Origin of the sequence: Candidatus Latescibacter sp. (genome assembly GCA_030692375.1) — a bacterium.
Classification (GTDB): Bacteria; Latescibacterota; Latescibacteria; order Latescibacterales; family Latescibacteraceae; genus JAUYCD01.
On sequence record JAUYCD010000022.1, the window covers coordinates 17,157 to 32,646 of the forward strand.

16 protein-coding genes are annotated in these 15,490 nt (G+C 50.0%); 7 read left to right on the forward strand and 9 right to left on the reverse strand.

The genetic code is table 11. The annotated features are described in order from the left end of the window. Positions 1–13: 13 nt before the first annotated feature. The 6 genes from Q8O92_01585 (at position 14) to Q8O92_01610 (ending at position 5,144) form a co-directional block, all read left to right on the forward strand. Positions 14–994, forward strand: coding sequence for a Gfo/Idh/MocA family oxidoreductase (locus Q8O92_01585; protein ID MDP2982007.1), 981 nt, complete (start codon positions 14–16; stop codon positions 992–994). Between the two features lie 428 nt (positions 995–1,422). Beyond that, on the forward strand, positions 1,423–2,076 hold the full coding sequence (locus tag Q8O92_01590; GenBank protein ID MDP2982008.1) for a FlgD immunoglobulin-like domain containing protein: 654 nt from the start codon (positions 1,423–1,425) through the stop codon (positions 2,074–2,076). Between the two features lie 13 nt (positions 2,077–2,089). Beyond that, entirely contained in the window at positions 2,090–2,734 is a 645-nt protein-coding gene (locus Q8O92_01595) for a tetratricopeptide repeat protein (protein MDP2982009.1), read from the forward strand. 30 nt (positions 2,735–2,764) lie between these two features. Continuing rightward, a complete protein-coding gene (locus Q8O92_01600) occupies positions 2,765–3,943 on the forward strand; it encodes a hypothetical protein (protein MDP2982010.1) in 1,179 nt (392 codons plus the stop codon). A gap of 26 nt (positions 3,944–3,969) precedes the next feature. Next, on the forward strand, positions 3,970–4,821 hold the full coding sequence (locus Q8O92_01605) for a hypothetical protein (protein ID MDP2982011.1): 852 nt from the start codon (positions 3,970–3,972) through the stop codon (positions 4,819–4,821). An 11-nt stretch (positions 4,822–4,832) separates the two neighbouring features. Further along, positions 4,833–5,144: a T9SS type A sorting domain-containing protein gene (locus Q8O92_01610; protein MDP2982012.1), complete on the forward strand. Its 312-nt coding sequence runs from the start codon at positions 4,833–4,835 to the stop codon at positions 5,142–5,144. Between the two features lie 177 nt (positions 5,145–5,321). On the opposite strand, the gene Q8O92_01615 is transcribed toward Q8O92_01610, so the two are convergent. From Q8O92_01615 to Q8O92_01645, 7 genes are all read right to left on the reverse strand, one after another. Continuing rightward, positions 5,322–5,951 carry a V-type ATP synthase subunit D gene (locus Q8O92_01615; GenBank protein ID MDP2982013.1) on the reverse strand — a complete coding sequence of 210 codons (630 nt, stop codon included), beginning with the start codon at positions 5,949–5,951 and terminating at the stop codon, positions 5,322–5,324. Positions 5,952–6,223: 272 nt separating this feature from the next. Continuing rightward, a complete protein-coding gene (locus Q8O92_01620; protein MDP2982014.1) occupies positions 6,224–7,648 on the reverse strand; it encodes a V-type ATP synthase subunit B in 1,425 nt (474 codons plus the stop codon). Continuing rightward, positions 7,642–9,423 carry a V-type ATP synthase subunit A gene (locus tag Q8O92_01625; GenBank protein ID MDP2982015.1) on the reverse strand — a complete coding sequence of 594 codons (1,782 nt, stop codon included), beginning with the start codon at positions 9,421–9,423 and terminating at the stop codon, positions 7,642–7,644. The genes Q8O92_01620 and Q8O92_01625 overlap by 7 nt, the downstream gene beginning before the upstream one ends. A gap of 345 nt (positions 9,424–9,768) precedes the next feature. After that, positions 9,769–10,119, reverse strand: a complete 351-nt coding sequence (locus Q8O92_01630; protein MDP2982016.1) for a V-type ATP synthase subunit F — start codon at positions 10,117–10,119, stop codon at positions 9,769–9,771. Beyond that, entirely contained in the window at positions 10,112–11,122 is a 1,011-nt protein-coding gene (locus tag Q8O92_01635) for a hypothetical protein (GenBank protein MDP2982017.1), read from the reverse strand. The genes Q8O92_01630 and Q8O92_01635 overlap by 8 nt, the downstream gene beginning before the upstream one ends. Continuing rightward, the gene (locus Q8O92_01640; GenBank protein ID MDP2982018.1) at positions 11,119–11,709 is read right to left on the reverse strand and encodes a V-type ATP synthase subunit E; all 591 of its coding nucleotides are present in this window, start codon (positions 11,707–11,709) and stop codon (positions 11,119–11,121) included. Before Q8O92_01640 ends, Q8O92_01635 begins: the two co-directional genes overlap by 4 nt. Before the next feature lie 24 nt (positions 11,710–11,733). Beyond that, positions 11,734–12,273 carry a V-type ATP synthase subunit K gene (locus tag Q8O92_01645; GenBank protein MDP2982019.1) on the reverse strand — a complete coding sequence of 180 codons (540 nt, stop codon included), beginning with the start codon at positions 12,271–12,273 and terminating at the stop codon, positions 11,734–11,736. A 127-nt stretch (positions 12,274–12,400) separates the two neighbouring features. On the opposite strand from Q8O92_01645, the gene Q8O92_01650 reads away from it, so the two are divergent. Continuing rightward, positions 12,401–12,580, forward strand: a complete 180-nt coding sequence (locus Q8O92_01650; protein ID MDP2982020.1) for a hypothetical protein — start codon at positions 12,401–12,403, stop codon at positions 12,578–12,580. Here Q8O92_01650 and Q8O92_01655 read toward each other — a convergent pair. Next, complete coding sequence (locus tag Q8O92_01655; protein ID MDP2982021.1) at positions 12,547–14,553, reverse strand: V-type ATPase 116kDa subunit family protein; 2,007 nt, start codon at positions 14,551–14,553, stop codon at positions 12,547–12,549. The two genes, Q8O92_01650 and Q8O92_01655, sit on opposite strands and share 34 nt — an antisense overlap. Beyond that, a complete protein-coding gene (locus Q8O92_01660) occupies positions 14,550–14,876 on the reverse strand; it encodes a hypothetical protein (protein ID MDP2982022.1) in 327 nt (108 codons plus the stop codon). The genes Q8O92_01655 and Q8O92_01660 overlap by 4 nt, the downstream gene beginning before the upstream one ends. Positions 14,877–15,490: the final 614 nt, after the last annotated feature.

Genomic DNA, 15,490 nt, shown 5'->3' on the forward strand with positions numbered 1-15,490 from the left:
AAAAGGAGCATGTATGAAAACCGTGAAATGGGGCCTTATAGGCTGCGGCGACATCGCCCGGAAGCGTGTCGCTCCGGCATTGAGAGACCTGCCCCAGTGTGAACTTACCGCTGTCAGCCGCGCCCGGGCTGAGCTTGCCGAAGCCTTCGCCGTTGAATTCGGCGCCCGGAAATGGTACGCTACCTGGCAGGAACTCCTCCGGGATTCCGAGATTGAAGCAGTGTATATTGCCACGCCGGTGTATCTGCACTGCGAACAGACAATCGCAGCGGCAGAATCGGGGAAACACGTTCTCTGTGAAAAACCGATGGCTCTCTCTTCAGTGGAATGCGACCGTATGATTGACGCCTGCCGCGCGCACGGAGTGAAGCTTGGGATAGCTTACTACCGGCATTTTTACCCGGTTGTGGAAAGGATCAAGGAAATACTTCAGTCGAGGGAAATCGGACAGTCTGTTTTATGCCAGATAAACGCCTTCGAGTACTACAATCCCGATCCCTCCGACCGAAGATACTGGTTTCTCAAAAAGCATCTCTCAGGCGGAGGTCCCATGTTCGATTTCGGCTGCCACCGTATCGAGGTGCTGCTGAACCTTTTCGGGCAGGCAGATTTCACAGCGGGTTTTATCAGCAGGGCGGCGTTCGTGAGGGAAGTAGAGGATACTGCGACTGCATTTCTCGGCTTTGCCGCCGGGACGCGGGCGGTTCTTACTGTTACCCATGCTTCCTTCGAGCATCAGGACACCCTGGACATCTTCGGAACCGATGGCTCTCTGCACGTGCCTGTACTGAATAAGGGAACGATGGTGGTGAAAACCCGCGCAAAAGAGCGGACAGAGCAGCATCCTGCTCATCCCAATGCCCACCTGCCGCTTGTCGCTGATTTTACTGAAGCAATCCTGGATGACCGGGAACCGGGAGTGGCAGGTTCTGTGGGAAAAGAAGTAAATCGTATACTTGAAAATATCTATAATGGATGGAAATTCATAGAGTAAAAAAAAAGATTGATGATCCTTTAAAATCCATTGTCAGGAAAAGTCTTATGTAAAAAGTCGCTTTTTTCTCCAAACCCCCTTTTTATTTTTCACACATCCTGCTCCACACGGGGGAATGTAATACTATTGTATAAAAACCTCTTTTCTTTTATTTATTTTTAATTCCTCCTCCCTATCACAATTTTTCACAATACCACCATTAGAAAAAGTAGAAAACTGTCCGCAACTGTCCGAATTCGTACACTTACTGTCCGTTATCGGACATAAAACGGACAGTTTCAAATAGAAAATTTGGTGATAATATTCATAAGCGTATAGTAAACAATAACATAAGATTTCAGGCACACTTATTGCTAATTTAATATATAAAGCTCCATTGCCCGTTCACTAGGAGCGTTCATCCAACCATACCACCAAGAGAAGGCTGTATGCAGAAGTCAGGAATCATTCTTGCCCTGTTATGCTTATGGAGCGCTGCGGAAGCATTATCCGGTGAGCTTCCCGCTCTCCTGCTCCAGGAAGGGAAGAATACCGTATCTATCGCTATTCTCAATCAGGGGGCGACCGACACCCGCCTGAAGGTGGAAGTGGACCAAAGCAAGCTCCCTTCCTGGCTGACAGTCCTGCCCGGAGCAGAAACAATCGCCGCGCCAAAAGGCCAAAAAAGCATTGAAAAACTTGCACTCACCCTCCAGGTGAAGGGTGCTCCGCCTGATGCGCAGGTACAGGTTCCCCTGACACTGAAGGACAGCGCCGGGGAACGTTGGAACTATACTCTCCTAGTTCATCTTGCCCCGCGCCCGACAGAGAATGCTCTCTATTCGAACGCTCCCAATCCTTTCAATCCCACAACCTCTATCAGTTTTGCCCTGAAAGAAAACGGTCATGCCTCACTGACCATTTTCAATTCACTGGGGCAGAAAGTGCGCACCCTTTTAGACCGCCCTCAGAGCGCCGGGGTTCATACGGTTATGTGGGATAGCCGCGACGATGGCGGCAGGGCGGTATCGAGCGGAGTATATCTGTACAAACTCAAGGTGGGAAATTTCACTCAAACCAGGAAAATGCTCTTGACGCAATAGGGAGAATATAGTCATGCACATTACAAAAAGATATACATGGATAGTATTCTGCGCCCTGGGGACACTCATTCTCGGAATCGGGATACTAGCAACATCCGGCGAGAGCACGAAAGCAACAACCACTTCTCCGGATAACGAGATTGTTTTAACCATTGGAGAAATAGACCGTTCGGCATTGAATGAAGGCGACACCCTTCGGAAAGCTCACAAGTACAAAGAAGCTATCGTCGCTTATCAGAAGGTTCTGGATACCCAGGGAATAGCACAATCGGTTCGTGCAGAGGCGGAATACGACATCGGGCTTTCTCATGCCTGGCTGGGTGAGTTCGATAAGGCGGGAATCATTTTTGCGGGTATGCTTACTACCTATAAAGATGACCCCGATGCTATCGGGTATACGCAGTTCTGCCTGGCCTGGCTTGAGGTGCAAAAGGGAAAATACCGGGATGCGATAACGAGGCTGGAAGGTTCTCTGGTAAAAGCTAACATCACAGATCAGGAATTGGCGGCGCAAACGCAGTTAATGATTGGTAGAACTTATCTTCTATTTCTCAACAATCCTGTAAATGCTCAGTTGGCCTTCAAGAAAGTAAGAGACAAGTATCCTGATACTAGAGCCGCAAAGCATCCTTATGTTAAACCACTTGATGAAAATTAAACATATCGCAATCTAATGAGGAGCTTAATAATGAGAATATTATCTTATACTTTTATTTTTTTGGGAATTCTTTTATTAATTCCTTTAACAGGTTTTGCTTGGGATTATCCATTAAGTCTTGATATAACAAAAGTCAGCTTCAATTATACAGGAAATGGAGTAGCGATAACTTTGCGCAAAAATAATGGGGAAAATATCATATCTGCTCCCGAATGGTATGCTAATCCTGGCGGTGAGATATTAAGAAATGATCATTTCGCTTTTATTAAAGGCGATGTACCAGCGGGAGTTAAAGCATCATTCGCTAGTTCAAATCCTGATCCCACGGAAAGTGTGGAAATCGCAGTTGACACATGTTCTGCAACTTCCGGAGACGGATTTGAAAATTATACCGGATGGAGCCTGAATAACGGAACTATTACCTTTCCTTCAGGCCCCCTGGAAACTGAAGGCACATTTAACACTCACAACGGAACTTCAGTAAAAAGCAGTGTTGGAAAGTGCAGAACAAAGTTTCTCTGGAAGATTGTGAAAGTCAATGGAACAGCGTATAGTCAAGATATTGGGTATACTATCCATGATTATTATACTCTACTATCTTCGCCAAGTTCTTTTGCATATTATACGTATAATGAGACAGGTATTCCCTGGACAGATGCTCTTGATCTTGCATGCGGGTGGGCTTCCGGACAGACCACAAGAGAAGGATGCATCCCGCTTTTGACTGATAGTTTATACAATTATTCCAAAATTAAGTATATTGATCAAAACAAAGGATATTTTGCACCTTATGATACAAACATTTTATATTTTAAGGTTTTATTAGATTCTCTCGATAATCAAAATGAAACCAAACTGGATTGTTATGCCTTATCAAGCTTCCTCAATGTTCTATCCTATTCTATAGGTTTCCCGTTTTATAATAATGCAACAATCAAATTGACTCCAAGTTCAAGTATCATTACTAACTCTATTCGTCCGGCGCATTGGACATATGATGAAACATTTACTTGGGGAGCTCATCAAATTATCTCATTCATTGACAGCTATTATAGCGAATATGTGGCAGACCCATCAGCCAAAGTATATCAGAATGGGTCGCTGATATTAGCAAAAGGCGATATAACATATAATACTTATCTCCCTTTGCTTACTTCTAGTTCAGTTACAAAAGGATCAAGAGCTCAAACTTATATTTATCATCCATAAAAATATTTTAACTTGGAGGATATACGATGAAAAAATCAAAAATTTTATGTATAGCTTTGATATATGCTATTTCCTGGCTTATTTCTACTTCGAGTTTCAGCCAGGAATATTATGTCAAAGGAAAGTATCGACTAATCCGCTCAAATACAGAAGTATCTCTTGTGGCCGGTGTGAATGTTCTGGCTCTCGTCCAGAAATATGCGAACGACTTCGCAGCAAATTTAGTTGCTTCTCAGCAAAACTCGGTTGTGGAATATGGTCTATACCGAAAAAGCGATCAACAAGGAATTTCTATGATGATCGGATTGCACTCTAGTGTGCGCGAGGCTGAGGAATCGATGCTCGATGCCCTGAATTACCAGATCAATATTATCATGGAGGAATCCCCACAGTATAAAATCGGCGAATCTGCCTGGTCCCGTCCTTCTAAGTATCAACCAGGATTCGCATTTATACGAAAGAATGCAGTTGTTTATCTACATTCAAGTTACCCCTCCACGAATGTGGATATTATTGGCCTGGCGCGGGCTATAGATCAAGACCTTGTAAATGGCGCGCCATATGTAACGATCCTTGACCAAATTGCCCCACCTGTCATTCATTCAGTTGACCTTTCCAAGCCTGTCTTAAGTGAAGGCGAACGGAGTTCGCTAACTATAAACGCTAGTGATCCAAATGGTCGTCGCATTATCCTTTACGGTAATTCACTTAAAGGTTTCGGAGGTGTTGAAAATGAAAGCATAATACCTTGGAACGATCTCCGTGTCATCCAGCTATTACATGATGAACAATTAACAGGTACGCACACAATTAAATGTTGGGTAGTAAATGAAGATAATCTCTTTTCACAAGTCAAAGAGGTTCAGGTAACTTTTTAGCTCCCTCCGCGGTGAATGATGAAGACGCCGCCGCGGAGGTACCCAATGTCTTCACCCTATTCCAGAACACGCCGAACCCGTTCAACCCGGCGACCACGATTAGCTATAACCTCAGGAAATCTTCGCTAATAAGCCTGAAGGTGTACGATCTGCTCGGACGGGAGGTGACTACCCTTGCGGAGGGAGATACGCCCGCTGGCCAGCACCGAGTGGTGTGGAACGGCTCGGACTACAGCAGAAAGCAGGTTTCTTCGGGAGTATACTTCTATCGGCTTATTGCCGGGGGAAGAGAGGAAACGAGGAAGATGCTGCTGGCTCGTTAGAAAGTGTTTTGTGTATTGAAAAGGCGGCTTTCGGGCCGCCTTTTTAATCTACTTGTAAATCTTGTTAATCCTGTCTGATTTTTCTTTTTGTTTTTCTTTCTTTGCGAACTTTGCGAACTTTGCGAGAAACGGTTTTATCGTTCCCGCGAAGCGGCAACAGTATTTCAAAGTTTCTTATTAATTTGAATCCGACATCTGCAGCATGTCTTTTATTTTCATGAGCCTCGCCCGGTCGGAGCGGTCGTTCTCATCGAGCTTGCTGGAGATCGCTTTTACTGTTTTCTGAATGCTTGGTATGAGGACATATTCGAGCGCGTTCACCCTTCGACGGGTTTTTTCTATCTCTTCGGCCATGCGGAGCAGGGCATCCTCGAGGGCTGCCAGTTTGAGAAGAACGGGGAAAATATCGCGCAGGGATTCGCTGGCGCGGTCAAAATCGGTATTGGTAGCCACGGTGCTGTAGGAACTCCGGATGGTAAACCCTTTCAGATTCAATTCCGGCACCGAAATGCTCATGACATTCCGCATGACCACTTCTACATCGATACTGGCCTCGAATTCATCCAAAGCCTCTGCGACCGCCTTCTCTCCTGAAGTAGCGCTGGCCAGAATGAAAAGACGCAAGGTTCCCGGAAGCTCCTGATCCACACGGCTCCTGAGCTGACCGTACTCCGCCACCAGCGGCATGAATATCTGAATGAGCCCCTCCAGCTTGTCTTTCAGAAGCTTATGGCCTCTCCGGGCCAGAACCAGGCGTTTGCGGAGACGGAGAAGAGCCATTCGGGTCGGGTTTACTTTTATCCGCATGAACGCTCGCTTTTTAAAAGACAGAATTCAGAAGACCGAAGACATTAGATCCTGAAACGAGTTCAGGATACAACGGACTCTTCGACAGGCTCAGAGCCCGCTGAGCCGGGCATTGAGCCGGGCACTGAGCCGGGCATTGAGCCGGGCATTGAGCCGGGCACTGAGCCGGGCACTGAGCTTGTCGAAGTGCACGTGTCATGCCGAACTTGTTTCGGCATCTATCAAGTAAGTCTTTTCGAATCTTGTAAATCTTGTAAATCCTGTCAAAGTTTTTACCGTTTTAAGACTGTATCGGCGCCCGGAATCAAACACTCCGCGCCGACACTGTAATATTTCTCCACATATTCCGGGCGGATGCGTTTAAGCTCAGCTTTGGGGAGAATTGAAAGGAGTTTCCACCCCAGATTCAGGGCATCCACTATGGTACGATTCTCCTGTTCTCCCTGGGTGATGAACTCCGCCTCAAACCGTTTTGCGAATTCAACATATATCAGATCGATGGGAGTCAGCGCCGACTCGCCAAGAACCACTGCAAGTTCCTGAGCATCCTTCCCACGGGCATACGCGGCATACAACTGGTTCATCACTCCGGAGTGATCCTCGCGGGTCTTTCCCTTGCCTATCCCCTTATCCTTGAGACGGGAAAGAGAAGGCAATACATCTACCGGCGGATACACGCCGTCGGTGTGCAGGGGACGGTCGACAATGATCTGCCCCTCGGTAATGTATCCCGTAAGGTCGGGAACCGGATGGGTTTTGTCATCCTCGGGCATGGTGAGAATCGGTATCTGGGTGATCGAGCCGTTCTTTCCCTTGATACGGCCTGCACGCTCGTAAATGGTCGACAGGTCCGTGTAGAGATACCCCGGATACCCCCGGCGGCTCGGAACCTCCTTGCGGGCGGCGGAAATTTCACGGAGCGCTTCGCAGTAGTTGGTCATGTCGGTCAGGATGACCAGGACATGCATATCCAGCTCGAAAGCCAGGTATTCAGCAGTGGTCAGAGCCATCCGCGGGATGGAAATGCGCTCGATGGGCGGATCATCCGCCAGATTGATGAATAGCACCGAGCGTTCCAGCGCCCCCGTCCGCTCGAAATCCTGGATGAAGAAATTGGCTTCCTCAAAGGTTATTCCCATGGCGCAGAATACCACGCCGAATTTCTCCCCGGATTTCAACACCGTGGCCTGACGGGCGATCTGGGCGGCCATCCGCGAGTGCGGAAGACCGGTGCCGGAGAAAATGGGGAGCTTCTGCCCGCGAACCAGCGGATTCAACACATCGATGGTGGAAATCCCCGTCTGGATGAACTCGTTGGGAAAGTCTCGGGCAAAGGGGTTCATGGGAACGCCGTTCACATTGACATACTTTTCGGGAATAATCTGCGGACCGCCGTCGATGGGACGGCCGAAACCATCGAACACCCGGCCGACCATGTCGGGGGAAAGCCCGACCTCCAGACCTTTCCCAATAAAACGTACATGGGTCGTCCCGGGATCCAGCCCGCTCGTGCCCTCAAAAACCTGCACCAAAACCTTGTCTTCCTGGGTTTCGAGAACCTTGCCCCGCCGTACTGTTCCGTCCGGAAGCTTGATCTCGGCAATTTCACCGAATCCTATTCCTTCGACTCCTTTGACCAGAATCAGCGGGCCGACGATGTTCTCCACCGTGCGAAATTCTTTCGATGCTATCAACATATTGTATTTTTCTCCATAAGCAGGGCTTTGAATTCCTCATCCATCTGCTGTTTAAGCTGGTCAAACGATTCCAGCCTGTCCTCCTCTATCAGCTTGGCGCGGGCGATATGCTCCCTTACGGGCAGATTCAGTAATCCCTCCAGGTTTGCCCCGTGGGAAAGCGCATCGTTGGCGAGATGATAGAAATCAATAATAATATTCAGAAGGAGCGACTGCTTTTTCACAGAAGAGTATGTATCGATGTCGTCAAAAGCGTTCTGATGGAGGAAATCCTCACGGATCATGCGGGCGGCTTCGAGGAGCAGCCTGTCTGTGGGTGAAAGCGAATCCATGCCGACCAGCCGTACCAGCTCCTGCAGCTCGGCCTCACGTTTCAAAAGACTCATTGATTCCCGCCGGTTTTTTGACCAGGACGGGGAGACGTTTTTCTCTGCCCAGCGGTCCACCACATCCTGGTAGAGGGTATAGCTGGTCAGCCAGTTAATGGCCGGGAAATGCCGCTGGAATGCAAGCTGGTCATCCAGTCCCCAGAAAACCTTCGTGACACGGAGGGTTCCCTGCACCACGGGGTCGGCAAGGTCGCCGCCCGGAGGCGATACAGCGCCAATGATGCTGATGCTGGCCTTCCTCTTATCCTTTCCCTGGCAGATGACCAGTCCCGCCCGTTCGTAAAAAGCGGCGAGACGGCTTGCCAGATAGGCGGGATACCCTTCCTCGCCCGGCATCTCTTCGAGACGGCCGGACATTTCGCGCATTGCCTCCGCCCAGCGGCTGGTGGAATCGGCCATGAGAGCCACATCATACCCCATGTCACGATAATATTCAGCTATGGTTATTCCGGTGAATACCGAAGCCTCACGGGCCGCCACCGGCATATTGGAGGTGTTGGCTACCAGCACGGTGCGCTCCATGAGGGGTTTTCCGCTCTTGGGATCCTTGAGGTGCGGGAATTCGAGCAGCACATCTGTCATCTCGTTCCCGCGCTCGCCGCAGCCGACGAAAATGACGATGTCCGCATCAGCCCATTTTGCAAGCTGGTGCTGCACCACGGTCTTCCCGCTGCCAAACGGTCCGGGAACGCATCCCGTGCCGCCTTTGGTCATGGGGAAGAACATGTCGATAACCCGCTGCCCGGTGATGAGCGGGATCATGGGGGCAAGCTTCTTGTCCCTTGGCCGCGGAGAACGCACCGGCCAGGTCTGCATGAGCCTGGCTTCAAACGCTCCCGCTTCAGTATCTATGACCGCAACCGTTTCTTCCACGGTAAATTCGCCGCCCCGGATGGATTTGACGGCGCCGTTCACCCCGGGGGGTACCATGACCCGGTGCTCGATCAGCTCCGTTTCCTGCACCGTGCCGAGTATATCGCCCGGCCCCACTTTTTCACCGGCCCTGGCCGTAGGTACAAACTCCCATTTCTTCTTCCGGTCGAGAGCGGGGCTTTCCGCGCCGCGCTCCACAAAATCGCCGTACCGCCGATAAAGAATATCGAGGGGGCGCTGGACGCCGTCATAAATAGAGCGCAGAAGCCCCGGTCCCAGATCCACACTCAGCGGATTACCGGTGGGAACCACCGGCTCCCCGGGAGCTATTCCCTCGGTTTCCTCGTATACCTGTATCGAATAACGGTCGCCCCGGATCTCGATGATCTCACCGAAAAGACCGAGTTTGCCGACCTTGGCCATCTCGTACATCTTCGAGCCTTTCAGTCCCCGCGCCACCACCAGGGGTCCGCTCACCTTTACTACTGTTCCCTCTGATCGTTCGTTGACCATACTTCCAGTCCTTCCGTAACCTGTATATTCATTAATTATATATGACGACACTTTTTAATTTAGATTTGTGGTTAGAGATGCTGAAGCCATGTTTTTGCGTTGCAAAAGCAGTGTTAAGTCAATGCAATAAAGTTGGATTCATATTCCCCCCTTAACAAGGGGGGATGCCAAAGGCAGGGGGGATTTCTTCGTCCCAGCGAATAAAGATCCCCCCGCCGCTTGAGCGGCGACCCCCTTTTTAAGGGGGTTAAAAAAAGAAACTCCAGCACCAGACATTATCTAATTGACATTACACTAGGGAATCCATTCGGCATGACATATGTCATCCTGAACTCGTTTCAGGATCTATTTTCTTCCGGCGGCCTGATCCGTCGAATCCTTTCTTCCCAGCAGATCCACACCCAGTGAACGCGCCACCAGCGCTCGTATCTGCGCAAGCCTCAGCCCCGGTTCAGTATTGATCGTCGGAATGGGAAGGAGAATATTCATTTTGTTCTCTCGAAATTGCTCGATCTCATGGGTACAGGTATTCACCAGGTCTTCGCTCATCATGAGCATTACCGGTTCGGTCGAATTTTTGAAACGTTCCAGAGCCGCGCCGACCTGACTTTCATCACGGATTTCCAAAAGCTCGGCGCCAACAGCCCGGAACGGCAGGATATCGGAGCGGCGGCCAAGAACGAATACTTTAGGCATACTCTCTCCTTAGTCTTTCGGCCACGATCCGTGGGTCTACCCCGCTGACTGCGGTGGAAAGCGCAAGCCGGAGGTTTTCCTGCTCGACATGAAAAGCGATTACATATCCCAAAACCTTTTCCGGCCCGTAGGACACCATCCGGCACTGAAGCGCCTCTTCGCGGATGGCCTCTCCGGCGACTGCATCAACATTCCGGCGAATCCGCTCATGTCCGGATTCCTTTATAATAAGAAGCGCATGCTCGGAAACCCTGCCGTTAAGAGCGCCCGCCGGGTTGGATTCGGCCATGGCGGCAGTATCTTTTACCAGATCGCCGTTTATATCGGGGAGCACGAACCACCGCCGGATGACCTCGGACGATGTCCCGTTCCAGCGGCTTCGAAGCACAGCCGACCAGCACTGGAGCACTGCAATGTCGCGGAGCAGATGCGATACCAGTTCTTCCGCCGCTGAGCCCGCCTGGGAAAGCCTCAGAGTGCAAACCACTGAGTCAAGGAAAAGAGAACGCGCGACCGCATCGGCAAGCTGCGGCGCTTCACGGTCTCTCAGCATTGACCTATGCCGGAGGAGAGCCTCCTGTTCTTCCACAGTCAATGCAAGGGTGTCGAAGGCGGCGTCAATTTCCGGAAGAGAGGCCCCCCGCGCCACAGCGCGCAAAAAAATGCCGCGAAAAACCGGGTAACGGCTCAAAACATCGAAAAAGGATTTCAGCACATGCGGCGGCGAATTGCTGTATATATCGGAGATTACCGCCTCGCTGTACTTTTCAAGAACAGCATGGTAATTCCGAATTGCTTCATCGGTGGTGAAAACCGCACGGTAGGGTGTTTTGGCCAGAGCCGACCGTACCTCGGAAAGATCGTGCGCCTTCAGCAATCCCTCGAAGAAGCTGCGGCCAAGCAGGAGTGTTTCGAGTACGCTCAACCGCCCGCTGATGTAACCCCACTCGGAACGGGGGACGCTTTTCGATGCTGAACCGGGCTGTGCAAAAGTTGCATTCATGATCCGAACAGTTCCCTGGCTATATCGCCGGCAAGTGTTTCACGGAGTTCCTTCAGTTTGCTGTCAATAGTGGAATCCACGGAAAAATCCGCCCCTTCCACAACGAAACCTCCGTTTATCCGACGGTCTGATACCACGGCGGTAAATTTTCCGTTCCGATGACGGACTGTATTGACTTCTTCAAGAAACGCGCCCGGTAAAAGTTCGGCGTCTCCGGGACTGACCTTGAGCGTCCCGCCGACTTCAGCAGGGAGAACTTTAAGCCAGAAGGCTATCATCTCCAGATAGTCTTTTGACGGAAGAGAGCGTATTTTCTCCGCCGCCATCAAAAAGACTTCGTCAATCATCCTGTTTTTGGTATGCAGAACTTCCAATCTTCCTTCATGACGGGCGAGGCCTATCTGTCGGGCGGTTTCCGTATCTTCCGCGGCCTGTGCGCGCCGGATGTCATCCTCGAATGTCCGTGTGCATGTATCGCGGGATTGCTCCAGGAGCGCTTCTCTTTCTTCACGGGCTTTATCGAGAATGCGTCTGGCTTCAGTCTCAGCTTCGGCGAAAATGACGGCCTCTACTTTTTCGAAACTCATTTCTCTGACCTTTCCTGAGAAGGCTTACTGTAAGCCGGTCAGAGGGGCGGTGAGAGGCACGGTGAGCCAGGAGGTCATCAGAATTCCCACCAGAAGCGCCACTACCGCATAGGTTTCCACCAGAGCGGGGAAAAGAATGGCGCGCCCGCCTTCATCCGGTCTCTTCCCCACAAGATTGATCGATGCGGCTGAGGTCTGCCCCTGAGCAATGGCGCTCATCAATTCCACCATGCCGACTCCGAGACCCACAAAAAGGAGGGCTACACCGATGGGGGGAGCAAGCTTTACCGCCTCATCGGCGGAAGTGAGAAGCCCGATCCTCAAAGCGATGAATATCGAGCAGATGAAACCGTAGAACCCCTGAGTACCCGGAAGAGCCATCAGAACCAGCAGCTTTCCAAAGAGATCCGGCTTTTCCGAAAGGACTCCCGCCGCCTGTGTGCAGGCAATCCGGATTCCGATGGCGCTTCCGATGCATCCTAACCCGACCGCCATCATCGCTCCGAATACCGCCCAGCCTACGCCATTATGGATAAAGTAGGTATTTAAGACCTGATCCCACATTCTTTTACTCCTCCTTTTTTTACAGTAAGTAACGGGTGTATGTTTGAGAAACCTTATTTATCCAGGGTATTTGTATCAACTTCCGCTGCATATGCAGCTCCTGAAACGAGTTCAGGATGACATGGTCATGCCGAACTTGTTGCCGCTTAGCGGGAACGATGAAACCGTTTCGGCATCTAAACAGAATCAGGATGAAAGGTGTCATGCCGAACTCGTTTCGGCATCTTTATTGCCCGGAGCGGCAAGTAAATCTGTCGTCCTGTACCACGCAGCCTATTTTTCGATCAACTCCATACGGCTGCTCTGAAATCCGAACGGACTGAAAGGAATCCCGCCGCCTTCGTAAAACCGTCCGAACCACTCCAGCAAAATCAACCGTGCAGAATGGACAAACGCCGATAGAATGCTCATGACAAAATTGAATATGTGTCCGAAAATCACCATGCCGAAGAACAGAACCCACCCCACATAGGGCACCTCTTTCAGCATGCCCGCGATAATGTTGAACGACATTCCCACCACCGAGGTGGTCATTCCGAGAGCCATGAGACGGGAATAGCTGATGACATCCCCTATGAAAGCTGTGGTGCCGTAGGTTCCCATGATACCGTAGAGACTGATTACCCCTGTGATGTACCGCCCGATCAAACTTTTCTCATGACGCCCCTGTGTCAGTACAAGCCCGATTGCCGCGAGCAGGAAGAGCACCAAAACCGCTATTTTCGCTCCGCTCGGACCGTTCATAACCAGCAAAAGGGAGAGGGCAAGCAAGCTTCCCAGATACACCAGCCAGAAAATGCCGTCATACACTGCCGAGTGGAAGTCTCCCCGTCGAAAGTCACGGTAGAAACGGAGAAATATCCCGTAAAGCTGGTTAAAAATTCCGATTCCGATTGCGATACCAAGCGCAACCACCGGTTTTGCCATGGGATCGAGAAGGGTAAATTTTATCCTCAAAGTATCCACCGGATTACCGGCGCCGAAATATGCGGAAAGGTCGGCTGCCCAGCTTCCCATGGCCACTCCGAAGATGATGGTGCTCACCCCGGCGTAGGTAAATAAACGGAAAAATTCTACCAGTCCTTTCTGGCCGCGGAATCTCTTTTTCAGCCATGAGGCGAGAAAGAGCAGCATGATCCCATATAGCAGGTCGCCGTAACAGATGCCGAAGAAGATGAGGAATGTGAGAGTGAGGAAAGCAGTTGGGTCGATACTGCGATAGGTGGGCAATCCAAACATCTTTACCAGAAGACCCGCGGGACGGAAGAATTTGTTCCAGGTTACACTGACCGGGGGATCTTCATTCCCGGGAATCGGCTGAACCTCAAGCTCCGCCTCGGGGAAAAACTCCGCCATACGGGCCTGGAATCTTTCGCAATGACTTGCCCGCATGTATCCTCTGAGGGCAAAGACATGATCGGAGGACGCCATTCGATCCTGCTGGAGAATACGGTTCCGCTCGCTTTCCCACCATCCGAGAGCAAGATCGGCTCTGGATGACCATTGCTTTGAAAGCTTTACCGCCTCGGCGCGGATTTTATCCTCATGTACTGTGGCCAGGGTTATGGACCTGTTGATTGACACCAACTCATGCTCGATGGTTCCCTCTACCGGCGGGAGAACATATTCATGGAGAGCATAATCGATGATTACCTCCCGGATCACATCCATCCGGGACAAAGGCGCAGCTATGACATAGGTAACCGAATTACCGACACCGGCTACCAGTTCCACATGAATGTCCCCGCTAAGGCGAATGTCGTCGATAAACGTTTTCTGGGTCGGCCCGGTCGCAGTCACCAGATGGAAGGAAAGGTGGCGCAGATTGCGCAGGTGATCTATTCTGACGGTAAGAAATTCAAGTTCGTAAAGGCGGTCCCGCTCTCCAAGAAGGCGGATTCGCTCTTCCTGAGCCTCTTCCAGGGCGCTTCTCAAACGATAACATTCGATGGCCAGGTTTTCAGGGTTGACCTCCCTGACAGCCTCTTCTATCTCCTGATGAGTAGTGAGAATGCGAACCGGGAAAAGACCTTCCAGAAAATCGGATGCGGGTTTATGCATTTCACGAAGGAATTCAAGCGCTCCCTGCAGCCGGGATATCTGTACCTCAACCGGGGAAATGTCATCATCAGGAGAATGGAACCGCCGGGACCAGGCATCGTCAGCATTAACAAATTCTTCCAGATGGATCTCACGCTCTTGATAAAGCCATGGAACAAACCGGTCGCGTGAAGCTGCAGGGACAAGAAGGACCACACTCTCCATCCTCTCAATACTCATTCCGAGCGTCCCCTCATCCCGGAAAGAACTATAAGCGCAGCCCGGTCCTTTTTCTCGGAAGAAATAGTTCTGATCCCCTCTACCTGATTGGCATACTCCTTTTTGACCTTATCTACTTCCTGGGTACGTTTTCGGGCGGCTTCTGCTGCAAGGAGTTTTACCCTCTCTGCTGTCTGGATTTCCAAACTCTGCTTTTGTTCCTCTGCCTCCCGAACTGCTTCGCTCTGTATCCTTACTGCCTCTTCTCCGGCCTGGACGCGGATAGACTCCGCCCGAACGTCCAGGTCGATGATTCGTGAAATGATATTTTCCCCTGTTTGCATGCACTTGTCTCCAAAGGGGTTCCGGCACTGGCGCCGAACCGGCGCTGCAAAATATTAACTTTTATAAACGATTGTGCGGTAAAGCGGTATCTTGTTTCTCTCCGCTCAAGTATATACATATTTCCGCATCAAAATAATCTTGAATAATACTATTTTGCCAATAAAAAATCAAGAAAAAAAATACTCTTTCCCCTTTTTAATTTATTTTAAAAGGTATTTGTATTATCGTTGATACCCTTAAACAAGTTCAGGGTAACCATTAACATTATTTTATCAGCGAATTGTTTCACGCCAACCTTATATCGGCATCTATCAGAAGAATCGTGTTATGCCGAATGGTTTACCTACTTTTATATAGCAAAAGTAGGAGCCGAAATTTTTTTATGATAAAACAATCGTCGATTTTTCATTGACAAGATTGGATTGAATATACAATATTGAAAATTATATTCTTGATAGAGATATACATGACGACATATTTTATTGCGTTTCTTTTCAAAATAGATGCCGAAACGGTTGCTAAAAGATGCGCTGCGCTTTCATCGTTCCCGCGAAGCGGCAACAAGTTCGGCATGACACGTGTCATCCTGAACTCGTTTCAGGATCTAAACACT